The organism is Candidatus Microthrix parvicella Bio17-1 (assembly GCF_000299415.1).
GTDB classification, from domain to species: Bacteria; Actinomycetota; Acidimicrobiia; order Acidimicrobiales; family Microtrichaceae; genus Microthrix; species Microthrix parvicella.
The window spans coordinates 175,865-201,114 of sequence record NZ_AMPG01000002.1 but is presented as its reverse complement, the minus strand read 5'-3'; the positions used below and the strand labels follow the sequence as shown (position 1 = coordinate 201,114).

Here is a 25,250-nt window from a genome sequence, read left to right as displayed (position 1 = left end):
AACACGCCAGCAGATCAGTCACCCGCAACTCACCGCCGTCGAGCTGACGCGGATGGCCAGACGTATCGGACCTGCGAACCCCCGAAACAGCTTGGCGACCAGCTGCACATCCGGCGACATCCACCATCAAAGCACCTCGCTGCACTTGGAATCGGTATCTATCGGCACCAAGCGATGATAGCGGCGACTACCGAGGTGTCAACTGTGGTCTCGAGCATGTGCCCGAGCCGATGAACCCGAAAGGCGCGGTCTTGGCGCCGCCAGACCTGGCGACTACTCGAACCGTGACCGAGGCATGGCGGACGGCTGGGACCACACACATCCAGTTCGTACTTCACAAGTGCTGTTGCGAACCATACTCAACACCTGACCTAGAATCATTGGTGTACACGGATCCATCCGTCCACACCAATGAATTGGGTAGGTCATGACCACCGCCGAGAAGGCCACCGAGATTGAGCTCGCCACGAAACTGTTCCGAGGTTTCGCAGACCGCACGCGTCTTGCCATCCTGCTCGAACTAGTCCCCGGTGAGCTGCGCGTCGTCGACCTCGTAAGACGCCTCGATGGATCACAAGGCAACATCTCCGGACACCTGGCATGCCTCAAGGAGTGCGGATTGGTCGAGGACCGCCCCGAAGGACGTCAAGTGTTCTACCGGATAGCGACACCGGAGGTGCTCGTCGTCGTCCAGGCAGCAGAGCAGTTGCTAGCTGTCACCGGCAACGCCGTAGAACTGTGCCCGCGCTACGAATCCCCATGACGCAGGACGCGACGGATCGGCCCCGGCGGTGAACAGCGGGCTGGCCCTCGGCTACGTCTTCGGCCTCGGCATGGTGGCGGTGTTCAACCCGTGCGGGTTCGCCATGTTGCCTGCGTGGGTGGCCTACTTCGTTGCCTCCGATCAGGAATCCACCACGGCGCACCGCGGTGTGCTGCGTGCTCTTACCGTAGTTGCCGTATTGACCGCGGGCTTCGTCGCCGTGTTCCTCGTCGTCGGCCTCATGATCCAACTCACGGCCAGCAGCCTGGTGTCCCGGTTGCCGTGGCTGTCGATCGCGCTCGGCGCCGCAATGGTGCTGCTCTCCATCTGGCTGTTCCGCGGTCGCGAGCTGAACATGCCCAACCCATGGGCTCGCCGGGGCCCTCGATCACGAGCGCACCGAGAAGTCTTCCTGTTCGGAGTCTCGTACGCGTTCGTGTCACTGACGTGCACCATCCCGTTGTTCCTCGCGGCCGTAACCACCAGCCTGACCACGGGCAGCATCGGAGTCGGCATCCTTCACTTCGTCGCCTACGCCTGCGGCATGGGTTTGATCCTGACCGTCCTCACTCTCGCCGTCTCGCTCGCACGTGAAACAGTGGTCCGTCACATGCGTCGGGTCACCCCGCACATGAAACGCGTCGCCGCAGTCCTCCTGGGTGTCGCCGGCCTCTACGTCGCCTACTACGGCTGGTACAGCCTGCGCGTGAAGCCGTGCCTCCTGCACCGGCAGCCACCGCTCGGTCAGGTACTTCCCGAGCGTGAGCTTCTCGCTCACCACGGTCTCGCCCCGGTGGGCGCGCTTCACCAACTCCGCGAGCAGCTTCTCTGCATCGCCGCGCCGCGTGCCCGCCTGCACCCACCGGCGCCGGTACTCGCCCGTCGCCGGATTCACGCCGTCGTACACAACGGCGTACCACTTCTTGCCCTTCTTCTGGATGGTTCCGCGCATCAGCGTCCCCTTCGGATCGAACCGGATGGGGACATCGAGCAGCGAACGAGGCCGGCGATCCCGCGACGTCCGGCGGGAATCTGGCGCTGCACTTTCGACCATACGCCTCCACAACCCGAAGATCGACCCCCAAGGCTGCCGGTACTGCGATCAGGCCGCCGACACGGGTAGCTCGGCGACACCACCACGAGGGGTCGAGATCCCGTCCCGTGTCGCTGCGTACCGAGGCCGCGTTGCGGATCCCAGACCGCACAGTAGAAAAAACAGTAGAAATCTGGTCGTCTGGGCATGGAAGAGGCCCTCCTCGAAGTGTCGAAAAGGGCCTCGTTCCAAGGATTTCAGTTGGTGGCGGGGGCAGGATTTGAACCTGCGACCTTCGGGTTATGAGCCCGACGATCTACAGGGACAAGGGTGCGTCCCAGGCTTTCAGGCAACCCGTGCGGCGTCGGTCATCTGATCCGGGATCTCACGGGGGAACGACAGCATCAAGTGCCGATCGAGCGCAGTCGCAACGCGAGCGAAAGTGTCGATCCGATTCTTTGCGGCCCTTCAAGCCTGTCTCCTCCAGAGGGGCTACCCCGAAGCGTGGGGTTGGCCTGGCGTTACCCGCCCGCACCGACGGGGGAGAGCGTCTCGACTTTGTGTCAATGGCCATGAGGGTTTCCCTGTAGGTGGCCAGGTGGTTTCCCCGTGGGCGGTCGGGTGTTGTCCCCGGGGGCGGCCATGGGGATTCCCCAAGGGTGGCCGGGTGTTTCCCCGGTCATTTGGTCAGGGGCTCCACCCCCTTTCCGTTGAGTGCGTCTTCGAGTCGGATCGATTCGCCTTGGGTGACGATGACGTGGGCGTGGTGGAGGAGCCGGTCAACGAGGGGGCTGGCGATCGTTTCGTCCATGAGCTGGTCGAAGCCTGAGGGGTGAAGGTTTGAGCTGACAGCGACGCTGGTGTTCTCGTAGGCGGCGTCGATGAGCCTGTAGAGGCCTTCGGCTGCGTCGCTGGAGACCGGCAACAGGCCGATGTCATCAACAATGATCAGATCGGCCCGGAGGACCGGTTTGAGGGCTTTGGTGATGGTGTCATCGATGCGGTGTGAGCGGACGAGCGCGCCGAGGTCTTCGATGTTGAACCAGCGGACGTTGCGGCCGTGGTCGACAGCAGATTGTCCGAGTGCTTCGCAGAGGTGGGACTTGCCGGTGCCTGACGGCCCGCAGATCACGAGGTTCTCGTGACGGTCAACCCATTCCAGGCTTTGGAGGGCGTTCTGGGTTGGGACCGGAACCGAGGACCGTTCGGCCTGCCAGGCGTCGAACGTTTTCCCTGCTGGGAACCGGGCGGCTTTGCGGTGGTGCTCGATGGTTGACCGGTTCCGTCCCTCGGCTTCTGCTTGGAGGAGGACCCGGAGTGTTTCGGCTGGGTCCCAGCGTTGGGCTTTCGCGGTGAGGAGCACGTCGGGAGATTGCTCTCGGATGTAACGCAGCCGGAGACGGCGGCACAGGGCGGTGATCTCGTCGGTGACCGCTTGGGGGATCGGACCGTTCATGACCATCTCCTGTGTGTTGTTCTGACCGTCACGGCCGGCGGGTTCAGCCGCTCGACCCAGTTGTCGAGGACTCTGAAGACAGCGTCGAGGTCGCCGAGCCCTCCGGTGTAGTCGAGGTTGAGAGTCATGCTGACGTGGAAGCCCATGTTCTGGAAGCCCGCATGTCCATCCGCGATCCAGCCGGCGAGGCCGGCGAGGAGCCCGCCGAGCTCGGCGGCATCGGCCGCCTCGAGAACAACCTGATCTCCGTCGGGTGTGGACGATGTCGATGATGGTCCCCTCATGGCTGGCCCCCGTTCCCGTTGCCGTTCAGGCTGGGGTTGGGGTTGTTGGGGCGGTGGTCGCTTTGGGGTTGACCGAGTTGTGACCAGGCTCTGGTGCCGTTCTGAAGCGAGTGGGCGGGGTTGGCCCGCCGGGGTTCTCTTCTGGTGGTGGTCAGGATCGAGTTGAGGTCGTCGATCCCGAACCGGCCTGCGAGGCCGGCGAGACCGAGGGCCTCGTCAACGCGTGTGCGGTCCGTTGCTGCGCACAACTCGACTGCTTGGGCCATCGTCGGTTCGATCTGGCGTGCCCCGACAGTGGCGGCCTCAACCAGCCATGTTTTGGCGCCTTCGCCGATGGCGAGGAACGCTTCCTCGTGCCGGTTCGTCGCCTTCGGTTGCCGGTCGGTCGGGTCTTTGCGTTCCGGATAGTGAGCATCAACGATCGACGCCTGCCCGGCGTGAACGACCAGGTGTCGTGCGACCTCGGTTGGCCCGTCGTCGCCAACGTGGACGATCACCAGCACGTCGCCAGACAGGCGCACCCACACCCGGCTGTCGCAGAGGGTGTGGGGGACCGAATAGCGGGCCCCACGGAACTGGATCGTCGAGGACCACGACACGCTCCTCGATTCACCAAACGCGACCGTGTAAGGCTCCTGAGGGATCCGATGCAACTTGGCTTGTTCCTCAGCGAGCATGTCGACCGGACGGCGGCGGGTGACCGTGTGGACACGGTTGTTGACCTTGTCCATGAACGCCACACACGCCGACTCGAGGGCTTCCCACGAGTCGTATTCGTCGCGGAGGTTCGCCTCAGAGGGGACCAGGTCGGCCTTCGCGATCTTGACGGTCGCCTCCGAGCCGCCCTTCGATTCGGGGTCGAACGGGACACACGTCGCGATTGTCACCCCGTAATACACCGCGGCGGAGACGATCTTCGGGTTCCGAACAGGCAACGCCGCGATATGGCGTTCGGTCACCGTCTTTTCGTTGTCAGTCAACGCATAGGTCGGGGCGCCACCCAACAGCCGGAACGCCCGATCCAACGCCCCGATGATCGTCGGTAAACGCTTGTCACGAAGCGGGATCACCACCCGGAACCGACACCACGCCAACCAGCCACAAAACAGGACCGACTTCTCACCGCACACGACCGGCCCATCGCCGTAATCCCACTGGAACCAATATGTGGCCCCCGCGGTTATGTGGAGCGGGCCGTCTGGGTTGCTGGCGGGTGGCGGTGAACGGCTTGAGGGAGTCCACATAGTCACAGGGATTCGAGGAACGCGAGGAGCGGGTCCGGGGGCTGGTAGCGGCCGTCGGGTGTGTTCGGTGGGGTGGTGCGGTCGAGAGCTTGTTCTTTCAGGCGGAGGTCGGCGTGGAGGTAGATCTGGGTGGTGCGTATGTCTTCGTGGCCGAGCCAGAGGGCGATGACGGCAAGGTCGACGCCGGCTTGGAGGAGTCCCATGGCGCAGGTGTGACGAAGCGTGTGTGGGGTGATGTTCTTGGCTGCCAGCGACGGGCAGTTGGTGGTGGCGGTGGTGATGTGACGGTCAAGGACCCGACGGATGGCGTCACGGGTGAGCGCTTTGCCGGCCGGGCCGGTGAAGAGTGGGTCCGACGGTGTGCCGGGGTGTTCGTCGAGCCAGTGCCCGATGAGTTGTCGGGTGGGTTCGTTGAGCGGGGTGATGCGGTCTTTGCGTCCTTTGCCGTGGCAGCGAACGTGGGCTCCGGTGCCGAGTTCGATGTCACCGCGGGTGAGTCCGACGAGTTCGGAGACACGTAGCCCTGTTTGGATGTCCAGGGCGAGGACGGCGCGGTCGCGTCGGCCGAGCCGGGTGCTGGGGTCGGGGGCGTCGAGGAGGGCCTGGATCTCGTCTTTGGTGAGGAACGTGACGATGGCCCGCTCGGTCCGTTTGGGTGGGATGGACAGCACACGGCTGATGGTCGCCCCGTGTTCGGGGTGGCGGTATGAGGCGAACTGGAACAGCGACCGGATGGCGGTCAGCCGGGCGTTGCGGGTCCGGATGCCCACTCCGCGTTCGGTCTCGAGGTGGGTGAGGAACCCGCCGATGACGGTGGCGTCGAGGTCGGCGAGGTCCAGATCGCAGGGTTGGGTGCCGAGCGTGTCGTGGGTGAAGACCACCAGCAGCCGGAACGTGTCGCGGTAGGCGGCGATCGTGTTCGGGCTCACATGTCGTTGGTTGATGAGGCGGTCGGTGAAGAACTCCTCCAGCAGCGGGGCGAGCCGGGTCATGGCCGGGTCTCCTGGTTTTGGTCGCGCCGTTGGGCTGCGAGGGCCATCAGTTCGGGGGCGGCATGGAGATACCAGTAGGTGTTGGCGGGCTCGACGTGACCGAGGTAGGTGGACAGCAGCGGCAACCGGCGGTTCACATCGAGCCCGGCGCGATACCAGCCGAGCAGGGTCCGCACAGCGAAGCTGTGGCGGAGATCGTGTGCCCTCGGAGGCCGGCTGGTGCCCGTATTCCACAGACCGACCTCACGGATGAGGGACCCGATGTTGGCGCCGACCCGGCCCGGGATCAGACGGGTGCCGGTGCTGGGCACGAAGAAGCTCGGCCCTGTTGGCTTCGCCCTCGCGGCCAGCAGAACATCTCGTCGTCGGGCGTAGCCCTCGAGTGCGGTCATGGTGGTTGGGTGCAGAGGGATCTGGCGGGACTTGCCGAACTTGGTGTTACGAATGGTGAGCAGAGCGTGGTCCCAGTCGATGTCAGCCCGGTCCAGCCCGGCGGTCTCCCCGACGCGCATCCCGGAGACCGATAACAGGCCGATGAGGGTCTGGTAAGTGTCCGCCCGCAGACCGGCGGTGAGCTGCCCGGCCGCTTCGAGGAGGGCGTCGAGGTCCGCTTCGGTGAACAGATACGGGGTGATCCGACGTCGGCCAGGCGGCATGAGTCCGGTTGGGGGCACCTCGGTGGCGGGGTCAAAGGCGCTCAGGTAGCGGGTGAAACCCCGGACGATGCAGAGCCGTTCGTTCCACCAGACCGGGTTGGTATCCACGGGCAGGCGTGCCCATCTCACCGCGAGGTCGATGGTCACCCGCTCGGCTTGTTCGACAGCGAGGAACTCGACGAACTGTCCGAGCAGTCGGCCCTGCTCAACGAGCTTGTAGCCCAGTGCCCGGCGGGTTCGCAGGTAGTCGTCGGCCATGGCGGCGAAGTCGGCCATCACGCCACCACCTTCGAGGGCCAGGGCAGGGCCAGTTCCCGCAGAGCCAAATGGTCGACCTTGGCGTAGATCGCAGTGGTCGAAATGCTGTGGTGGCGCAGAACCTGGGCAACCTCGGGCAAGCTCGCACCGGCCCGCAGCAACTCGGTTGCTGCGGTGTGGCGGAGCCGGTGCGGACCGACCGGTTCGATACCGGCGCGGATGCACGCGTCACGGACCACCTGGGCGACCCCGCTCGGTTGGAGCCCGCGGATGGGAGCGTGTGCCCTCAGAAACACAGCCCGCTGGGCGCTCTGTGGGCGACCCCGCTTCAGGTAGCCGGCCACCGCGTCGCCGACATCGGAGGGTAACGGCAGACGTTCCACATGGCCGCCCTTGCCCCCGATGAGGATCTCACCGGCCCGCCACCCAAGATCATCAAGGGTCAAAGCGGCGACCTCTCCGGCTCGCAGACCGAGCCGGACCAACAACACCAAAATCGCGTGGTCCCGTCGTCCCCTGCTTCGACGGCGATCGCAACTGCCCAACAAACGTTGCACCTCCTCCGGTGACAGGCCCTTGGGCAGCGCGGTGCCGGTCAATCCCGCCGCAGACGGCACCGCACCGGCCAAACCCACCGGCACCAAACCCGCGACGTGAGCGAACCCCAAGAACGACCGCAGACCGGTCATGGTCAACTTCGCCCGCCCAACGCTGTAGGTCGGACACACCTCCGTGGCAAACGCGACAACATCGCCGGCGGTCAACCCGGCCAGCTCACAGCGACCCCGGTCCTGGAGCCAAGACAAGAACGCGGTCGACACCCACACGTAGGTGCGGATCGCGCCCGGGGTCAGACCGCGTTCGAACTCCAGGAAGTGGCCGAACGCCTTGATGGTCTCCTCGGACGCCGTCACCGGAACCGGTGGCACCTCGAACCCGACAGCACCGGCGTCCCGCAAATAGTCGAGGAACGACCCAAGGGTCGCCACCGTCGGCTGGAACCAACCGCCACCGGCCCTGAGATCGGTGAGGAACTCCTCGACGACCGCCCCGCACAGATCCCCGACATCAAGACCGCGGTGGTCCATCCAGATGCTGAGTCGCCCCACCAACCCAACCAGCACCCCCATCGACTTTGGCTTGTAGCCCAGCTCAACCAGCCAGGCCCGATATCCGTTCTCGTGTTCGGCAAGCGGACCGCTCACCGGAATCGATCGTCTCTTGGCCATCTTCGTCTCCTCTCGGGAACCAACCGAGAAAGACTCCCCCGACCCGCCGAGCCACCGCAGTCAGACCGCGACTATGTGGACTCCCTCAAGCCGTTCACCGCCACCCGCCAGCAACCCAGACGGCCCGCTCCACATAACCGCGGGGGCCACATATTGGTTCCTATGTGGAACTCCACATAGGAACCACAACCCCGGCTCCGGGAGCCACGGCCGATACGACCGATGGTTTTCGTGGCGCCAGGCCGCCTTCACACGCTTCACAACCCGCCGGGTTGTCCGCTCCGAACCCTCGTAACCCAACGCCACCAACTTGTCATGAACCACATTGCCCCGGATCTTGCCCTTCGAGCGGTCCACCCACCCCTCAACACGATCGATGAACGGATCCGCCACCGATTCCCGGGCCTGAACCGCCGGAACCGTCACGTCCAACCCGGCCTCTCTCGCTTTCACATAACGGCGCACCGTGTGGTGATCCACACCACACAACTGCCCAGCTGACCGGTATGAACCAGTCAGGTCATAGGCCTCAAGGACCTCCATGATCTTCTCCTTTGACAACATGAGCGTGTTCCTCCTGGTGCTCGGCATCGATAGGTCAGCGCCATCGATCCAAGCCCAGGAGGAACACCAACAAACGGATACCGGCCACCAACGGGCCAAACCCGTGGCCACACCCGGGGACAACCCATGACCGCCCCCGGGGAACCCCTACCGGCCACCTACGGGGAGCATCTCATGTCCGTTGACACGGCGTCTCAGCGCCGAGCACGTGAGCGGGCGTCATGCAGGGACACATCCGCAAGCGCACCCACAAGACCAAGGCGGGTAAAGAGACCGTCAACTGGTACGTCGTCGTCGAACTTGGACGAGACGCCAACGCTAAACGCCGCCAGAAATGGCACGGCGGCTACCGGACCCGCAAAGAAGCCGAGGTCGCCCGCACGAAGATCGTCGGTGACCTCCACGCAGGCACCTACACCGAACCCACGAAGCTGACCCTCCGTGAGTGGGTCGAGGACAAGTGGCTCCCGACCGTCAGAACGCAGGTCAAGCCGAGCACCTTCGACTCGTACCAACGCAACATCCACCTTCACGTGCTCCCCGCCCTGGGTGGACGCAGCCTGGTCGACATCGGACCCGGCCAGCTCAACACGCTGTACGTCGACCTTCTTGAGCACGGCCGGCGCAACGGGCCCGGCGGGCTCAGCCCCAAGACGGTGCACTACATCCACACCATGGTGCACAAGGCGCTTGCTGACGCGGTCGACGGTGGCCTGATTGCAGCAAATGCTGCTGGGCGAGCCAAGCCGCCCCGACCTCGATCGGCTGCTCCAAAGGAGCTCCTGTTCTGGGCTCCAGAGCAACTGCGCTCGTTCCTCGACCTCGTTGCCAGGCATCGGCTCGAGGCCGCTTGGAACGTCTCTGCGATGACTGGGATGCGTCGAGGCGAGGTTCTTGGCCTCCGTTGGGCCGACCTGGATCTCAACAGCAGCCGAATCCATGTTCGGCAAGCGCTCGTCTCGGTCGCTTACAAACTCATCGTGTCGACACCAAAGAACCACCTGGCCAGGGTCATCGACCTCGATCCGGCCACAGTCGAGCAGATCCGGCTTCACCGCCAGCGCCAACTCGCCGAACAGGAGGAATGGGGAGACGGCTACCGGGATGGAGACCTCCTCTTCTGCAAGGAGAACGGTGAGCCGATCCACCCGCAGACCCTTTCGCAAGCGTTCGAACGGCTTGTCGACAAGAGCGACCTTCCTCGGATTCACCTCCATTGCCTCCGCCACACCCACGCCACGATTGCGTTGCGAGCTGGTGTTCCACCGAAGGTGATCAGCGAACGCCTCGGCCACGAAAGCCCAGCGTTCACGCTCAAGCAATACGCCCACGTGATCCCCGGCATGCAGGCAGACGCGGCGCGAGCAATTGCGGATCTGGTTGCAAGCAGCAACTAACGGGCGCCTTCACCAGGAATGCCATCGGGAACCCAAAAATCAGCCATCAAGGCGTTCCGAGAGGGCTTGACGGTCTAGTCTTCGACCGTATTCGCTATCCCGACCCTCTTCGCCTCGCCGACGCAATTTGGCGAAGCAGTCGAGAGGCCCGCGCTATGATTGAGGAGTGCTCAAATCAGCCGCCCGAGTCTTCCGATCCGGGATTTCTTCGTGAGGGCGGCCGAGCGACGATCTCGGTTCTGCCAGGCTGACGCAGTACGTCTGCTACTGATCCTTAGTGAAGTCGGCCACGCCGCTACAGAATCAGACCCTGAGAACGCGACGAAGGTTATCGACTCCCAGATCGCCTTCCTCGCGCGGGACTTTTGGGTTCGATATCCGGACTATCTTGCTGATGAGCTCATCGACATGGCAATTGCAAACGGCGAGGTCGAGCACCTCGAGCAGGCGGAGCGATTGCTCGACGACCCAACCATCGACTTCGACTGGCTGCCAATGGTTCGGTGGAAGAACGGCGCCTACTGGTGGATGACGGATGCAATCGCGATCCTGGTCAGCAACCGACTCATTGAGTACCTTCCGAAGTTCTCGGCTAACGGGGTCGCGCAGCATCGCTACTGCCTGACGCAGACGGGCGAGGCCTTCATCAACTCCGAGCTCGCAGGTGTCGGCGAGTTCGACGCCATCCGAACGCGGGCGGAGCTGGCCGCCCTCATCGACCCCAGCGCCCCAGGGACCCAGCTGAAGGTGAAGCAATACGCTGTTGAGGAGTACGCCAACACGACTCAGGGGTCCACCATCCCGTCGCGTTTAGAGGATGTGCGACTCAGAGCGAAGAAGGTCCGCGAGGAATGGATATGACGCCACTCGAGCAAATTGCCAGGGAAGTGGCGATGACACCCGGCGAGATTTCGAAGTTTCTGGAGCCTTTTAACGTAGATCTTGTATCCGAGAACAAGGTGAGCCGACATCCACTCCGACTTAGGAGGATCCGCTTTTCGGGAACGAAGCAGAGCGCCGACGAGTCTGGGCCTTTCAATTTCGACCACTCCTTTTCAGACGGATGCACCTCCATTGCAAGCGACAAGAACCTGACCGGGAAGACATCCGTCATCGCGATCGCGAAGTGGGCGTTGCGAGGCGAGCCCGACAGCGACGTATCACAGAACGTCCGAAAATGGCTCGAGGCAATCACTGTCCAAGGGACCGTCGACAAGTTGCCGTTCGCCATTGAGTTTGACCCTCGAAAAAGCACTGGGCAGCTGACTATCGGCGTGCCACCAGAGGCAGCAGTCAGCCAATTTTCGAATCAAGCCGAGTTCGTCGAGACAATGGGGCAGTTCTTTTCCACCCGACTCGAACTTCCCGATATTCCGAGCTTCTCCAACAATAAGCCTGGCGGGACCGAGGTCACACACGGATGGAATGCGTACCTTGGCACTATATGGATTTCTGATGCCAAAGAGGACCTCCTGCTCGGAGAAACCACCTTTGCGAACTTACCGACGCGGCTACTGAACATGTTCGTAGCGGTACCGTTTGCCGAAGCATCGTATGCCTTGGGCCAAGCCATAAGCAGGACCGAAGCCACTGCAAAGCTGCTCGCAATCGACCCAGGCGTGGACTTAAGGGCCGAACGTGCAGCCCAGATCGAACTCGAACTTCGGAATCTGCGGGACCAAGCTGCTGCAACTCCGGATCCCATTGCAACCTCTGGGGCAGTGAAAGGAACGACCGATCGATGGCGAAAGAGCAGCCAACAGCTCGAGGAGGCAACGCTTCTATTCGCCAGCGTCAGGGAGGACCACAACGCGGCCGCTGGCGAACTGCAACTCCTGAAACGCGAGGCCGCTGCAGGCCGCGTGCTCTTCGCTCTCGAACCGTCGCGCTGCCCAAGGTGCGCGACGCCAGTGAAAAGATCAGAGGAATCTGCGGAGGATCACTGCTATGTATGCACCCACGTCGAACCAGTGGTTCCGGTCGAAGCAGACGACCCAATCGGGCCGTTGGAGCAGGAGGTAGTAGCGCTGGCGTCAACGGTGGTGGAGCTCCAGAAGGAGTTGGTGGTGGCACAGAGTAACTTGGCTGAGCACGCCGAGGCCATGGCAACGGCGCAATCGACGCTCCAGGACCTGTACAGCGGAGGTCTCTCCGACTTGGTCGAAATCGCCCGCCTTGAGGGTGAGCTCGCAAGCGTGACAAAGGACTACGGCAACCGGGCCGAGGCTGAAGAGGTCTCGGCGCAACTAGCACGCCTAAAGGCGATTAGACGAGCTGTCGAATCGGCTCGACGGGACCGAGCGGTAGAGCGGTTCGCAGAGATCGACTCCCTACTGCCTTCGTTGCTGAAGCAGCTCGGCTTTCGCGATGCTGAGAAGGCGCACCTCTTACCCAACGCTGGGCTCGAAGTCACGTACCCGAACGAGGTAGTCACGTCCTTCAAAGATCTCTCTGAAGGCGAGAAGGCTCGTGCCCGACTTGCGACCATTGTCTCCATGTTGAGCGTCGATGTCGGTCGACACCCAGGCTTGATCGTGTATGACTCGCTCGCCGATAAGGAAATGAATGACACCGACCTCGGCGAACTACTCGGTGCGCTAAAGGCACTGGCAAGCCATCACGGGGTACAAGTCCTGGTTACTCATAAGGGCTACGACATTGCAGTTGAGGCGCTCGGTATCGACTCCGTTGTGGGAGCGTCGTCTGCTGCTGGACACATTTTCTAGGGCGAGCTGATCCCATTGAGTGACGTCGCTGACAACGTACTTGCCAAGACCAATACGGCTCGGTCTCACGGTCGAAATCCCACCCTGGAAGAGCTCGGAGGCGAGGAGACCCTCCTCCGCCACGGTGCCGAGCTGGCATCTTCAGAAGTCGCCGGCACGGCCTGCCTGACCATCGCGAACGGCTGGGACCTGGTTGCCGAACAAGATATGGCACTCGCGTTCTTCGGAATGGCGTTCCGCGCCTGTGGCGATTCCGTTGTCTCAGAGGTAGTTGAGGCCATTGCCACCCTCCCAACAATGAAGGCCGCGCAAGTTGCCCCAGCGCTTTTTTCATCGCTGGAGGCGAGCAGCAACCAAGTCCGTGCGGCATATGCGGGAGAACTCCTGGTCACGCTCGCTACTGCCGAGGTGGTGGGGTGGGCCGCAGTCGCCCCGGCGCTCGTGGGTCTCATTCCACAGAACCAGACATGGCCAGCCGGTGAGGTGAACATGCGATCGGTTCTACGCATTGCCCTAACACGACCAGACTACGCCGACGCAGCAGAGGCGTTTCTTGAGGGCATGGCGGCGGAGGCGTTGTTTGCGGCGGACGCTAACTTCGCCCTCGGCCAGCTCGCGTTCAGCCGTGTCGCCGATGCGCCAACCATCGGCGTAGTCGATCAGACGATCGAGGAAGCGCTGTCGTTCTTCTCGGCGGCACTCGATTCTGACTATGAGCACGACGACGCACATTTCATGCATTGCCTCACTCATGTCATTAGATTGGTGCGAAGTCCAGAGGACAACGGCGAACTCGAGACGACCATCCACGCGCTGAAGGATGCTGCTGGACGGATCGCTCGATTCGGCTCCGACACATTAACGTCATCAGTGCTCGCTAATTCTACCCGTGTCGCGTGGGTTCAGGCCGCAGACTTGGCAGCTAGGGCCGCAGAAGCGTTGGGAAGCAGCCACGACCGAGTGTCGCCTTACGAGATTCTTGAGGCCGCTACCAAAGCTCAACGATTTGCACTAGCAGTCGAAGTTGGCGGAGAAATATGGTTCAATTCGATTGACGTTACGCTGCTCTCCAACCACGCTCTAATCGATGCTGCCCGACGGATCGTTGATGCGGATCCAGCCGGATCGCTTGCCGACGACCTTCACGCCGTAGTGGACCGGTTTGAAGAGTCTCTGGGAAAATCTTGGGCCGGCCACGAGGCGCCGGCCACTATCGACGAACTTCTGGACGAGCTCGCTGACCACTACATCAATCGCGGTATGGGGACGATGGCAGGGCTCATTGTGGACCTAAAGAACAACAAGTTGTTAGGCACGCCGGAGTTCGATGCCTCACTTGGACAAGTGCTGAAGCCACTCTCTAGCGACGACCAAGTCTCTCTTGAAACGATGACCGACGTTACTCTGTCTGCATATTTCGTCCTCAGTTATGCGAGACGCAAGACCGACGCGACACGCGCCTTCGGGGGTTTCAGAGACTTGGCGAATGTAGACGTGGGGAAACCACTCGAACATCATCTGCAAGATGACATCGGACAGGCCATGACCACAACGGCTCTCGGGAGTGGATGGACTGACGAGCGGACCAACATGTCGGGAGGGAGGGCCGACGGACAGCTGGTGGTGGGGCGCACCCACATTCCATTTGAGTTCAAAGCCGAGAAGACCAATGCTGACCAGGAATCCCTCCGCAAGTACGTCGGACAGGCTGAGCGGTACACCGGCGGCACTGCGGCCTGCGCATTTCTTATCGTTCTAGACACCACCGAGGACTCGGCGCGCTACAACGACATCGCTTCACAATCCTGGACTGTCTCGATACCGTCAATCGACGAGTCGGGGCGACCCAAATATGTGATAACGGTGGTGATTCCTGCGAATATGCCGAGCCCAAGCGAACTCAGTAAATAGGTTACGCTTACCTCTCGTATCGGTCCAGTTTCGGCCTGAACCCATCCGCCCCGTTGCTAGGTGACCGGTATATGGCGCCTGGTCACGGTGTTGCCTACGGCCTACCGGTCGGGATGTTCGCGGGCGACTCGCAGCAATTGCTGGAGTTTGACAGCTGTTTGACACAGCGGCGGTTTCGGTCGGTCGCCGGATTGGCGCACCTGACCGCTTGGCCCAGAATTCCTTGGAATCCGGGCCTCCTCGTTGGTGGCGGGGGCAGGATTCGAACCTGCCACCTTCGGGTGATGAGCCCGACGAGGGAGCCGTCGCCACCGGCGCCCACCAAATGACAGCATCATCGTTGTTGCTCAGGACCCGGACGACCGTGGCACTCGATATAGGTGCGGCCCGCGTATCGTGGTCACTGCTCGCCCCGCTCGGCACCCACGAGCGGGAGACTCTATTTCTGCCTGAAGGCTGTGTCGAAGGCAACGGCGCCGGCGATCACGAGGGAGCGCAGGGGTTCCTCGAGTGGCCGACGGAATTGCAATACGTAGTTGTCGGCCTTGGTGAACACCTCCTTCGTCATGCCCGCCCAGGACCGTGTGATCTGCGCAACCTGGTTGCCGGCTGGGTCATGGATGACACATTCCCAGCCCTCCTGGCCGTCAGAGATCATCGAACCCACCGGATCGCCGTGGGACTCAAGGGTGAATTTCGTGCTGAAGCCCCGGAATCCAGCGAGATCAAGCGTCTTCTGGGCGATCTGGCCGATGGCCTCGCCGTCTTCACCGAAAACCGACATCTTTGACCTGAGAATCTTCGCCGGACGGTTCAGACGAAAGAGCACCTTGCCGTGCGTGTCGACGACCTCGAAGGTATGCGATTGCCGGTTACGAGTGGGTCCTGATGTCTTACTCATGAACGTCCGTCCAACTTCGCGAACAGAGCCGACTTCCGTGCCGCCTTGGCTGTAGATGGTGTACTCAGCGTTGACCTCGAGGAGCTTGGCGTTTTGGTTGAAGACCAGCACCCGCTCCGTGAACAACGTGCCGCCCCCAGGTTGCCCACTGGCCGAGAGGCCCATTTTCCGCAGTTGCTTAGTAACCCTGCGGCCCTGCTTACCGACCGGGCGGGGTTGTGGTTGAACAGGAGGGTCGATCGCCTGCCGCCCACTGGTTGACACGTGCTCCGACCACTGACCGCCATTCCAGTATCGAAGTTCATGGCGCCCCAATGGGTCGGCGTGCCAGCCGGCAGGAGACTGCGCTGTCATGTTCAGACGCTACATGGCGAGCGAGGTTGCCGGTCTCGCAACCTTTGGGCCTGCGGCGCACTCTCCACGGGCCACGGAGGTGGGGCGAAGGACAGCCAGGGCGTCACGGAACCGGCACGGGTGTGGCAGAATCTCCTCCACACATGCCGGGGCAATCGGGTCTAGGGGAACATCGCTAGGTCTGTCGTTGGAAGTCCACCCAACGACAGCAAATCGGAGTGGCCGGCGACCCCGATCTTCTCGTCGTCAACGAGACCGGCAAACACGGTGTCCTCGCTGGAAGCATCCGCCAGCACCTGGTCGATGACAAAGCTCACATCGCCGGGCTGGTGCTGGACGTCGGCGCCATCGATCCCGCCCGGGGTGCCGGCATAGGGCAGCGGGAAGTGGGGCATGGCGACGACATAACCCGCCGCAACCCACGCTGCGGCTAACGGATGATGCGGCGGCTCATGATGCGACTCGGGCCTCGTCGTGAGGCCGGTTTGCAGCGACACGCCCCAGCAGTAAAAAGGCCCCGGACACCAAATACGCCACCGCCACCCCGATCACCGTGTCCACGACCCGCTCGTCGAGCTTGACCTTCACGCCGTTGCGTTCGGCTTGGCCGTAGAGCAGCGCCCACAGGATCAAAAACGACGTGAATGCCGGCGTGACGTACCAGCGGCTTGCCGACGTCGCCGCCATCGTCACGAGCACTAACCAGAGGACGATGGCGATCGCCGGAGTGGGCAGGTCCGCAAGGAGGAGGAGGGCCGCGGCCGTACCTCCTACGAGCACGGAGACCATACGACCAATGCCGCGGGCGCTCAGCAGGTCCCACGTTGGCCTGATCACCAACAGGGTCGACCCCACCAGCCAGCCGACGTAGTCGACATCGAGCGCGAAGGCGACCAGCGTCGACAGCGCCCCCGCAACCCCGAGGACGAGGCCGTAGTGCTTGGCCTCAGGCGGTGTCAGCTGTGGCGGTTGAGGCACTTCGCCTTCGTACTTGGGCAGAACCATGGCCCAGGCGTACGAACCGATCGCTCCCAGAATCATGAGGCCGGCGACCTTCGCCGAGTTTGCGATCCCGTGGTAGGTCAGTCCGATCGCCGTCAGCGGCAGGATCACGCTGAGGGCTACGACACCGGCCGGCTTGCGCGCCGCAAGCTGGGCTGCCAGGTACCCAACGACGAACATGCCGACGACGGCGAGTGGTACCCAGAGCGCCAGGATCGAGCCGAGGAGGATGGAAACTCCGAAGAGGACCCCAACGATGATGACCGGTCGTCTCGCCTTGCGTTCTGGCGCAAGCCCGACGATCGCAGCAGCAATGGAGCCGATCATCAGGTACGTGCCGGTGAGCACCTCACCGGAGAAGACCACGATGACGGCCACCAGGCCCAACGCCGCTCCATAACCGGCGAACCGCCAGTTCCACGTGACGGCGCCGCTTCGGATCACGCCGTGTCGTCCCGATCGTCCTGCGACACGTCCATGTGGTGTTCTCCCCGGCCGCGCGTACAGCGGAGATCAGGGTAGCGGTCGCGCACTACACCGCCGAGAACTCCCGAGAGGCGATGTGGTTCGGGCGGGGCTCGGTGCCGCCGAAGGGCTCGACGAGCGCGTTGTCGACGGCGTTGTAACAGAAGAACGCGTTGGTGCGCGGGGCCGGGGTGATGTTGTCCGGAGAGCCGTGCATCACGTTGCAGTCGAAGAACACGACCGAACCGGGGTCGCCCTCGAACACGTCCAGACGGCCGCGGTCGGTGAGCCATGCCAGGTCGTCGTTCTGCGGCACCCCGTACGTCTGGCGTTTCAGCGACGTGCGGTGGTTGTCGTCCGGCGTCCGTCCCGGAAACGACAGAAACCACCTGTGTGAGCCGGCGATCAGCAGCAGCGGCCCGTTCCACGCCCGGTTCTCGGTGAGGGCGACCGATGCGCTGACGGCCCGCATGGCCGGCATGCCGTCCTCGACGTGCCAGGTCTCGAAGTCGGAGTGCCAGGGGAACGTCTTGCCGCCGCCCCGCTTGAGGTTGACGCGGCTCTGGTGCAGGTAGACGTCGCCGCCGAGCAACTGGCGGGGCGCCCGTCGCCAGCCGGTCGTCGGTCGCCAGCGACGCCATGGGGCCGTTCCCCCGGTGCACGTCGAACAACGAGCGGAGGAGCCCGTCGTCCGGTTCGGTGATCGCCAGTTCTGAGGCCAGCTGGGCGGGGTCGGCCTCGAGATCGGCCAGCTCGGTCAGACAGGCGGTGACCGTGGCAGCGTCGATGGCGTCCTCGATCACGACGAATCCGTCGGTGTCGAAGCGCTGCATCTGCTCGGCGCTCAGCGGGCCGTCGCCGTGCTGCCGCTCGCCCCACAGCACGGGGTCCTCCCGGGGGACGAAGCCCCCGGCTTGTCCCACCCGGGACGGGTATCGGTCTTGTGCGGGCGCAAGCTGTGCGCTCACCTCAATCAGCTCCTTGTTCTCATGTGGCAGTGCTTGTTATGGGCAGTGCTGGTCGACCGCTCAGTCGACGGTCAGCAGGGGGTAGACGCCGTTCTCGTCGTGGGTCTCGGCGCCGGTGCACGGGGGGTTGAAGGCACACACCACCCGAAAGTCCTCGATCACCCGCACGATGTGGCGGTCGTGCTGATCGAGGGCGTACATCACCCCGGGGGTGATCTCGTGCACCTCGCCGGTGGCGTGGTTCTCGATCGTTGCCTTGCCCTCGATGCAGTACACCGCCTCGAAGTGGTTCCGGTACTCCATTGTCGTTTCGGTGCCGGCATAGAGCACCGTGTCGTGCAGCGAGAAGCCCATCTTGTCGTCGGCGAGCAACAGGCGGCGCGACCGCCAGGTCTCGGCCCGAACGTCGCGCTCGGTGTTCTCCAGGTCGGTGAGGTTGCGCACGATCATGAGCGGTCTCCAATGGTGTGGGGGTCGCCGGCAGCAGTTCGACGTCAGGAGCGTGGCGGCGCAGGCTGGGCGTTGCGGGACACGTCGTTGACCACACGTCGGGCCTCCGACAGCACCGTCAGGTCGTCGGCGACCTGCTCCAGCGGGTCGCCGCCATCACCCGGTAACGCCGGTTCGTCGGAGTAGGCCCGGGACACCTCGGCGGCAACCTCCTCGGCCCGACGAACCCGTACGTGTACAGCCACCAACTCGTTGCGCCGTTCCCGTCGGGGCAGCGTGGCCGCCAGCGCGAGCCGATCGTCGAGCGCCACCGCCTGTTCTTCGAAGCGTGCCGCCAACTCGTCGACCACGGTTGGGCCGCCGTGCCGATGTCGCATCGCCCGGGCCCGCTGTACGCCCCTGGCCGAACGGACCACTCGGCGGTGCAGGTAGGCCGACGGGGTTGGTGCGGCCAGCCACCACACCGGAGCACTGCTGCGCTGGGATGGCACAGGGCGGTTGTGGCGCACGAGCACGGTGAGCGCTGCGGCGGCCGTGCCTGCGACCAGGACAAACCACGACACCATGGCGATCAACAGAACGGCGGACGGGTTCAACCTGAACTCCTCACCAACGACGATTTCATCGGGTGCACCTCACCCTTGTTCAGCCTAGGCCCATGCGTGGCATCCGCGATGGCGCCGTCGCCGAACGGCCCCGGCGATCAGCCACACCTCGAGCCGGGTGCATGGAAGCAGTTCGGCGTGGCGCAACGGTCGGGGGCGGCGGCCACGGTGAGGCCCAGGTGCCCTCGACATGCTCGATGCGGCAGGCCGCACCGTAGCGGTCTACCCATGACGCCACCGTGACCAACTCGTCGGCCATGGCCTTGGTGAGCGGCTGGTCGGGCGAGCCGATCTCGGGGCCGGCCTCGGCGACCCGCCAGGAACCGTCGGGGTCGCACCAGCGCACCGCCACCCCGTGGTTCAGTTCGACGACGGACCCATCCGGGGTGACCAGCCGAATAAGCGCTGGTGCCCGCAGGGTGTCGCAACGCTGAGACCGGCGCAGGGCCGAGGCGTAGGCCGCGAGACGGTCGCGGGTGGCGGCCGCCTCCTCAAAGCGTTCCTCTGCGGATAGTCGTTCCATCCGTCCGGTCAGAGGGGAGGCCACCAGGCGGTGCTCGCCCGTCAATGCCGATGTGGCCTGGTTGACCGCGGCCGCATACCGAACGTCGTCGACATCGCCGGAGCAGGGGCAGGCGGTGACCCCCAACTGCGCGGCTGTGCAGGGGCCTTCTCTCCGCGGCCCGCCACGGGCGGACAGTCGAGTGGTGCACCGGCGGAGGGGTACGGCGTCGCCGACCGCCTCTGCAATGAGTTGCCCGACCTTGCGAGAGGGCAGCGGCCCGAGCGCCGCGCCGGTGGCGGGCGGGGTTCGGGCCAGCGTGAGGCGAGGGTAGGCCTCATCGGTCAGGGTCAACCAGCAGCCGCCCTTGCCGGGTCGCCCCTGGCGGTTGTAGTGGGGATCGAGTGCCTGAATCAGCCGAATCTCCAGAACTGCGGCCTCGAGTGTGGAGGGCGTTCGCCGGTGATCGATGCGGGCGCACTCCTCCAGCAGGCGACCGACCTTGCGGCGGGTGTCGGTGGAGAAGTAGCTGCGCACCCGCGAGCGCAGGTTGGTGGCCTTGCCCACGTAGATGACACGGCCCTGGGCGTTGCGCATCAGATACACGCCTGGGGAGCGGGGCAACCTTTCGGTAAACGCCAGCTTCCGGGCCTGCGGATGGCCCCCCATTTTGGGCATGGCCATGAGGTCGTCCAGGCCGGTCACCCCCCACGCCGCGGCCCGATCGAGTTCGACGTGCAACAGATCGGCGGTGGCCAGTGCATCGTCGAGCGCCCGGTGGGAGGGCTGATGGTTAAGGCGCATCGCCCTGGCCAGCGTGCCCAGCTTGCAGTCGGGCACCTCGGCGCGGAGTAGCCGACGGGCCAACGCCAGCGTGTCGACGCCACGGTTGGTCAGCGGTTCGCGCCCGCCGGCGGTCAGGGCGGCGTCGAGAAAGCTGCGGTCGAAGCGCAGGTTGTGGCCAACCAGGATCGCTTCGCCAAGGAACTCCTGGAGCGATGGCAGCACCGCCTCGATGCGGGGTGCGCGCACCACGTGCGCGTCGGTGATGCCGGTGAGCACGGTGATGTTGGTGGGAATGGCCCGACCCGGGTTCACCAGCGTCTGGAAGGTGCCCAAACAGGCTCCACCGCGCACCTTGACCGCCCCCACCTCGGTGATGAGGTCAACCCCCGGCCTTCCCCCGGTGGTCTCCAGGTCGACGACACAGAACGTGACGTCGGCCAACGGCGTGCCCAGGTCGTCCAGGGACGTTTGGACGGGCGGCCTGACGCTGGCGGTGGTGTGCGGCGACGTCATGTCGCTCAGCGTAGACGAACGTTCGTTCGTCGAACAGGAATTCGATTCCGCACGAGGTTGTTCCGGGCGTCGTGAGTCCGGGTCGGGCGGTTGGGGACGGTAGCCTGCACTGTTGTGATCGACGCTACGACGACCGATGGGCCGATGCCGCAGGCCCCACCGCGCTACCGCTGCACCACCTGCGGCAACCTCACCCGTTTCGACGTGGTGGCGACTCGCCGAACCAAGGAGTTTCACCACTATTCCGTGGGCGGTGAGCTCACCGTGGAGTCCAGCGAGTTACTCGACGAGGAGATCGAGTCGGTGACGTGCCGCTGGTGTTCGACCGGTTCGGGCGTTGTGGTCGTCGACGACCCCGAGGCCTGACCCGTCGTGCGGGTGATGCCCGATCGCAGCCGACCATGAGCCCCGGCCCGTCGTCCGAGGACCGGGTGGTGCGCCCTGCGCTGGAGGCTGCGCTGGCCGTGGCCGAGGCGGGGATGAACGAGGACCCTCAGCGACGACCGCCGCGAGGCCTTCAGGCGGTGCTGGGGTTTCACAAGCGGCCGAGCACCGCCCTGACGGCGGTGAAACGGGTCTTGGACCGCGACGACGAGTTTCGTGAGCTGGTCGCCGAACGCACCGATACCACTGCGCTGAGTTCGGCCGCCGAGGCGTTTTTGCGACGTGACGAAGGTTGGCGCGACGTGGTGACACAAGCTGCACGAGTCCTCGAGGATGCCGCTGCCGACGATCGGGAACGGGATGCCGAGCGTTCGGCGGTGGAGTTGGCGGCCGAGCTGCGGACACGGGCGGAGGTGGCGGAGGCCGCTCGCACGGCCGGCGAAGCCGAGTTGAAACGCCTGGGTGATGTGGAACGTCGGCTGGCCGACGCCATGACCCGCTCGGCGGAGTTGGCGTCGGCCAACGAGGCGTTGTTTGAGGAACGTCGGCGGGCGGTTCGGGAACTGGCCGATGAGCGTCGACGGTTGGGGGAACGCACCGCCGAGGTTCGGGAACTGAGACTCGCGCTTGCCGAGGCGGAGCGCCTGTCCGACGTCGCTTCGCAGCGTGGAAACGACCAATCCGCCGGCACGCCGCCGGACGATCCAGCGGCCGACCTGGAGCAGCAGCGAGAGCGGGCCGATCACGCCGAAGCGGTAGGCAGATCGACCGCCCAGGAGGTGCAACGGCTGGCGCTGGAGATGGCCGCGCTTGCCGAGCATCTGAATCCAGACTCGGCGGGCAAGCCGGCCGCTGCCGCTTCGGACGACGCTGCCGCCACGGACAACGCTGCCGCTTCGGACGACGCTGTTGGAAGACCGGCCGATGCCGGGGCTCGCCGGTCGCCGGGCGCATCGCCCCGTCGGCGGCCGGTACGGGTGGGACGCGGCCTGAGGGAGGGCACGACGGCCGCCACTCGTGCGTTGCTCGAAACGCCGGGACTGGTGATGTGGGTCGACGGGTACAACGTGACGATGGCGCTCTGGGGCGACCTGGCCCTTCCGGCCCAGCGAGAGGCACTCGTTCGATCGCTCAGCGGCGTGGCGACAGCATGTGGCACCCACATTCGGGTGGTTTTCGACGGTGACACCGGTGGCGCGCCGGCGGTGACCGCACCGCTTCGCGTTCGGGTGACGTTTACCGAGGCCGGCGTTGAGGCCGATGACGACATCATCGACGAGGTCGCCGCAACCGACCCGTCGATTCCGGTGGCGGTGATGAGTGCCGACCGGCGGGTCCGCGACGGCGTGTCCGCCTGCGGCGCCAACCTGCTGAGCCCCAACGACCTGCGGGACCTTCTGTCGGGTGCCCGCCCCTCCGGCGCAGGATCGTGAGCATCCCGCTCAACGTCACGGCGAGCCCGGGCCTGGACCGGCTGGCCGATCGTCTGCTCGAGGTTGGCCGTGAGGCTGGGCTGGTGTCGGTGGGCATCTGTGACACCCAGCCGTTTCTTGAAGCTCGGCAGGAGTTGTTCGACCGGCGGGAGGCGGGGCTGGCGGGCACGATGGCGTTCACCTACCGCAACCCCGAGCGCTCCACCGATCCGCAGCGGCTGCTGCGCAACGCCGCCAGCCTGGTGGTGGGCGCGGTGTCCTATCGGCAGCCGCGAACCGACGTTGGTGCGATCGGTGAGCCAACGGCGCGGGTGGCCCGGTACGCCACCGATGACTACTACACCACCCTGCGCTCGGCTCTGGAGCGGGTGGCCGAGGAGTTGCGGACCGCCGGGTATCGGGCGCGGGTCGTCGCCGACGACAACGCGCTGGTGGATCGTGCTGCCGCGGTGCGGGCCGGCTTGGGCTGGATCGGTCGCAACACCGGTCTGATCACCCCGGAGGAGGGTGGCGAGGTGGTGTTGGGGTCGGTTGTCACCGATGCTGAGCTGCCGGGGCGCGGCACGCCGGTGGAGGATGGTTGTGGCTCGTGTCGGGCCTGCGAACCGGCCTGTCCCACCGGCGCGTTGGCCAACGGCCGACTTGACGCCCGCAAGTGTCTGGCCTGGTTGGTGCAGGCACCGGGTGAGTTTCCTCGTGAGCATCGGGCTGCGCTCGGCGACCGCCTGTATGGCTGCGACGAATGCACCGTGGTGTGCCCGCCCAGCCGGGTGGCCGCACGACGCCATGGCGACGGTCCACTCGGCGACGACCCCGGGCCCACCGTGGTGGTGCTGGACCTGCTCGGCCTCGACGACGAGGAGGTGCTCGAGCGCTACGGCCGCTGGTACCTGCCCGGGCGAGACCCCGACGCGCTGCGTCGCAACGCGTTGGTGATCCTTGGTAACACCGGTCACGTCGGTCGGGACCCCCGGAACGGGGGACACTCTGTTGACTCCGAGGTGGAGGCCGCCCTGGTTCGCTATCTGGGCGGTGAGTCGGAACTTCTGGCCGGTCACGCCGCCTGGGCGGCGCTGGCGCTCGGCCGCGACGATCTGGTGCGGCCTCACCGACATCGAAGCGCCGTCGCCGCCGAACTGGCGTCATTCCAGCCATCCGAGCAGCAGCCATCCCAGCAGTCGCCGGGCATCGATCAGACTGGGGCATCGTGAAGCATTTGTTGGTCACCAACGACTACCCCCCAAAGGTGGGTGGGATCCAGAGCTACCTGTGGGAGCTGTGGCGTCGCCTTGACCCCGCCGACGTCACCGTGCTGACGACCCCGTACGACGGGGCCGACGCGTTCGATGCCACCGCACCGCACCGCATCGACCGAACCCGCGAGCCCGTGCTGATCCCCAACCCGATGCTGGTGGGCAAAATCGAGGCGCTCGCACGCGAGGTCGACGCCCGCCTGCTGGTGCTTGACCCGGCGCTGCCGCTGTCGCTGCTGGGGCCCCTTGTCTCCCGGCGGCTTGGGATCCCGTGGGTGATCGTCGTGCACGGCGCCGAGATCACCGTGCCCGGCCGGATGCCGCTCACCAAGGCCGTGCTTGGCCGCGTGCTGCGCTCGTCCGACGGCATCATCGCTGCCGGTGGCTACCCGCTGGCCGAGTCCGAGCGGGCCGCCGGGCGTGCGCTGCCCAACGTCGTGATTCCGCCTGGCGTCGACACCTCCGACATCACCCCGTTGCGCCGCGTCGAGCGGGTGGCGGTTCGGAAACGCCTCGGGATCGCACCGGAAACCACGCTGGTGTTCGGGCTGAGCCGTCTGGTGCCGCGAAAGGGTTTCGATACCCTGATTGAGGCGGCCCACGTGCTTGCCCGTCGCGGTGATGACGTGGCGGTGGCGATCGCGGGCGACGGCCGCGACAGGAAGCGCCTGGAACGGCTGGCCGCTGATGGGCCCGGAAACGTCAGGCTGCTTGGACGAGTGACCGACGCCGAGCGGGCCGAGTACTACGGTGCCGCCGACCTGTTCGCCATGCTGTGCCGCGACCGCTGGGGGGGCTTGGAGCAGGAAGGCTTCGGCATCGTGTTCCTCGAGGCTGCCGCAGCCGGCGTGCCGTCGCTGGCAGGTCGCTCCGGCGGCAGTCACGAGGCGGTCGAGCACGGGGAGACCGGCCTGGTGGTCGACACGCCCGACGATGCTGAGGCGGTGGCCGATGCGGTGGGGTCGCTCGTCGCCGATCCGGACCTGCTGGCCGAGATGGGGCGGGTGGCTCGGGAACGCGCCGAGCGGGTGTTTGACTACGACGTGTTGGCGGCCGACCTGGCGGCGGCGCTGGAACGGTTCGGCGGCGTCACGGAGCCCGCTCGATGAACAGAATTCCGA

24 protein-coding genes are annotated in these 25,250 nt (G+C 64.9%); 11 read left to right on the top strand and 13 right to left on the bottom strand.

Going from position 1 to position 25,250, the window contains the following annotated elements; all coding sequences use genetic code 11:
- Positions 1-427: 427 nt before the first annotated feature.
- Positions 428-763: an ArsR/SmtB family transcription factor gene (locus MPARV_RS0109120; RefSeq protein WP_012229469.1), complete on the top strand. Its 336-nt coding sequence runs from the start codon at positions 428-430 to the stop codon at positions 761-763.
- Between the two features lie 28 nt (positions 764-791).
- Positions 792-1,886 (top strand): cytochrome c biogenesis CcdA family protein, encoded by a 1,095-nt coding sequence (locus MPARV_RS22550; RefSeq protein WP_012229470.1) that lies wholly within the window; start codon positions 792-794, stop codon positions 1,884-1,886.
- Positions 1,887-2,475: 589 nt separating this feature from the next.
- Here the strand turns inward: MPARV_RS22550 and istB are convergent.
- From istB to MPARV_RS0109085, 6 genes are all read right to left on the bottom strand, one after another.
- Positions 2,476-3,258, bottom strand: coding sequence for an IS21-like element helper ATPase IstB (gene istB, locus MPARV_RS0109110; RefSeq protein WP_020378017.1), 783 nt, complete (start codon positions 3,256-3,258; stop codon positions 2,476-2,478).
- A complete protein-coding gene (locus MPARV_RS24675; RefSeq protein WP_012229475.1) occupies positions 3,249-3,536 on the bottom strand; it encodes a hypothetical protein in 288 nt (95 codons plus the stop codon). Before MPARV_RS24675 ends, istB begins: the two co-directional genes overlap by 10 nt.
- On the bottom strand, positions 3,533-4,606 hold the full coding sequence (locus MPARV_RS0109100) for a Mu transposase domain-containing protein (RefSeq protein WP_238538849.1): 1,074 nt from the start codon (positions 4,604-4,606) through the stop codon (positions 3,533-3,535). The genes MPARV_RS24675 and MPARV_RS0109100 overlap by 4 nt, the downstream gene beginning before the upstream one ends.
- Positions 4,607-4,782: 176 nt before the next feature.
- The gene (locus MPARV_RS0109095; RefSeq protein WP_012228932.1) at positions 4,783-5,772 is read right to left on the bottom strand and encodes a tyrosine-type recombinase/integrase; all 990 of its coding nucleotides are present in this window, start codon (positions 5,770-5,772) and stop codon (positions 4,783-4,785) included.
- Positions 5,769-6,704 (bottom strand): tyrosine-type recombinase/integrase, encoded by a 936-nt coding sequence (locus MPARV_RS0109090; RefSeq protein WP_031277946.1) that lies wholly within the window; start codon positions 6,702-6,704, stop codon positions 5,769-5,771. The genes MPARV_RS0109095 and MPARV_RS0109090 overlap by 4 nt, the downstream gene beginning before the upstream one ends.
- Complete coding sequence (locus tag MPARV_RS0109085) at positions 6,704-7,915, bottom strand: tyrosine-type recombinase/integrase (protein ID WP_031277945.1); 1,212 nt, start codon at positions 7,913-7,915, stop codon at positions 6,704-6,706. The genes MPARV_RS0109090 and MPARV_RS0109085 overlap by 1 nt, the downstream gene beginning before the upstream one ends.
- 541 nt (positions 7,916-8,456) lie before the next feature.
- Here MPARV_RS0109085 and MPARV_RS24670 point away from each other — a divergent pair.
- The 5 genes from MPARV_RS24670 (at position 8,457) to MPARV_RS0109060 (ending at position 14,513) form a co-directional block, all read left to right on the top strand.
- Positions 8,457-8,609 (top strand): hypothetical protein, encoded by a 153-nt coding sequence (locus MPARV_RS24670; protein ID WP_155852557.1) that lies wholly within the window; start codon positions 8,457-8,459, stop codon positions 8,607-8,609.
- A gap of 91 nt (positions 8,610-8,700) precedes the next feature.
- Entirely contained in the window at positions 8,701-9,876 is a 1,176-nt protein-coding gene (locus MPARV_RS0109075; RefSeq protein WP_012229887.1) for a tyrosine-type recombinase/integrase, read from the top strand.
- Between the two features lie 210 nt (positions 9,877-10,086).
- Complete coding sequence (locus tag MPARV_RS0109070) at positions 10,087-10,737, top strand: hypothetical protein (RefSeq protein WP_012229885.1); 651 nt, start codon at positions 10,087-10,089, stop codon at positions 10,735-10,737.
- A complete protein-coding gene (locus MPARV_RS0109065) occupies positions 10,734-12,602 on the top strand; it encodes a hypothetical protein (RefSeq protein WP_012229883.1) in 1,869 nt (622 codons plus the stop codon). Before MPARV_RS0109070 ends, MPARV_RS0109065 begins: the two co-directional genes overlap by 4 nt.
- 15 nt (positions 12,603-12,617) lie before the next feature.
- Positions 12,618-14,513, top strand: a complete 1,896-nt coding sequence (locus MPARV_RS0109060; protein WP_012229882.1) for a hypothetical protein — start codon at positions 12,618-12,620, stop codon at positions 14,511-14,513.
- 439 nt (positions 14,514-14,952) lie between these two features.
- Here the strand turns inward: MPARV_RS0109060 and MPARV_RS0109050 are convergent, their stop codons facing one another.
- The 7 genes from MPARV_RS0109050 to MPARV_RS0109020 all read right to left on the bottom strand — a co-directional run bounded on the left by MPARV_RS0109050 (position 14,953) and on the right by MPARV_RS0109020 (position 21,059).
- Positions 14,953-15,768 (bottom strand): LURP-one-related family protein, encoded by an 816-nt coding sequence (locus tag MPARV_RS0109050; RefSeq protein WP_031277942.1) that lies wholly within the window; start codon positions 15,766-15,768, stop codon positions 14,953-14,955.
- A 161-nt stretch (positions 15,769-15,929) separates the two neighbouring features.
- Positions 15,930-16,163: a hypothetical protein gene (locus MPARV_RS0109045; protein ID WP_012224734.1), complete on the bottom strand. Its 234-nt coding sequence runs from the start codon at positions 16,161-16,163 to the stop codon at positions 15,930-15,932.
- Positions 16,164-16,218: 55 nt separating this feature from the next.
- Positions 16,219-17,214, bottom strand: a complete 996-nt coding sequence (locus MPARV_RS0109040) for an FUSC family protein (protein WP_012224733.1) — start codon at positions 17,212-17,214, stop codon at positions 16,219-16,221.
- A gap of 88 nt (positions 17,215-17,302) precedes the next feature.
- Positions 17,303-17,827: a phytanoyl-CoA dioxygenase family protein gene (locus MPARV_RS25335; protein ID WP_020378010.1), complete on the bottom strand. Its 525-nt coding sequence runs from the start codon at positions 17,825-17,827 to the stop codon at positions 17,303-17,305.
- Between the two features lie 436 nt (positions 17,828-18,263).
- Positions 18,264-18,653, bottom strand: a complete 390-nt coding sequence (locus MPARV_RS0109030) for an ectoine synthase (RefSeq protein WP_020378009.1) — start codon at positions 18,651-18,653, stop codon at positions 18,264-18,266.
- Between the two features lie 44 nt (positions 18,654-18,697).
- Entirely contained in the window at positions 18,698-19,249 is a 552-nt protein-coding gene (locus MPARV_RS0109025) for a hypothetical protein (protein WP_020378008.1), read from the bottom strand.
- A 49-nt stretch (positions 19,250-19,298) separates the two neighbouring features.
- Positions 19,299-21,059 carry a DEDD exonuclease domain-containing protein gene (locus MPARV_RS0109020; protein ID WP_020378007.1) on the bottom strand — a complete coding sequence of 587 codons (1,761 nt, stop codon included), beginning with the start codon at positions 21,057-21,059 and terminating at the stop codon, positions 19,299-19,301.
- A 144-nt stretch (positions 21,060-21,203) separates the two neighbouring features.
- On the opposite strand from MPARV_RS0109020, the gene MPARV_RS0109015 reads away from it, so the two are divergent.
- The 4 genes from MPARV_RS0109015 to MPARV_RS0109000 are packed head-to-tail and all read left to right on the top strand — an operon-like array spanning position 21,204 to position 25,238.
- Positions 21,204-21,425 carry a hypothetical protein gene (locus tag MPARV_RS0109015; RefSeq protein ID WP_020378006.1) on the top strand — a complete coding sequence of 74 codons (222 nt, stop codon included), beginning with the start codon at positions 21,204-21,206 and terminating at the stop codon, positions 21,423-21,425.
- A gap of 35 nt (positions 21,426-21,460) precedes the next feature.
- On the top strand, positions 21,461-22,876 hold the full coding sequence (locus tag MPARV_RS0109010) for an NYN domain-containing protein (protein ID WP_020378005.1): 1,416 nt from the start codon (positions 21,461-21,463) through the stop codon (positions 22,874-22,876).
- A complete protein-coding gene (queG, locus tag MPARV_RS0109005; protein WP_020378004.1) occupies positions 22,873-24,087 on the top strand; it encodes a tRNA epoxyqueuosine(34) reductase QueG in 1,215 nt (404 codons plus the stop codon). The genes MPARV_RS0109010 and queG overlap by 4 nt, the downstream gene beginning before the upstream one ends.
- The gene (locus MPARV_RS0109000; protein WP_012224719.1) at positions 24,084-25,238 is read left to right on the top strand and encodes a glycosyltransferase family 4 protein; all 1,155 of its coding nucleotides are present in this window, start codon (positions 24,084-24,086) and stop codon (positions 25,236-25,238) included. Before queG ends, MPARV_RS0109000 begins: the two co-directional genes overlap by 4 nt.
- Positions 25,239-25,250 lie beyond the last annotated feature (12 nt).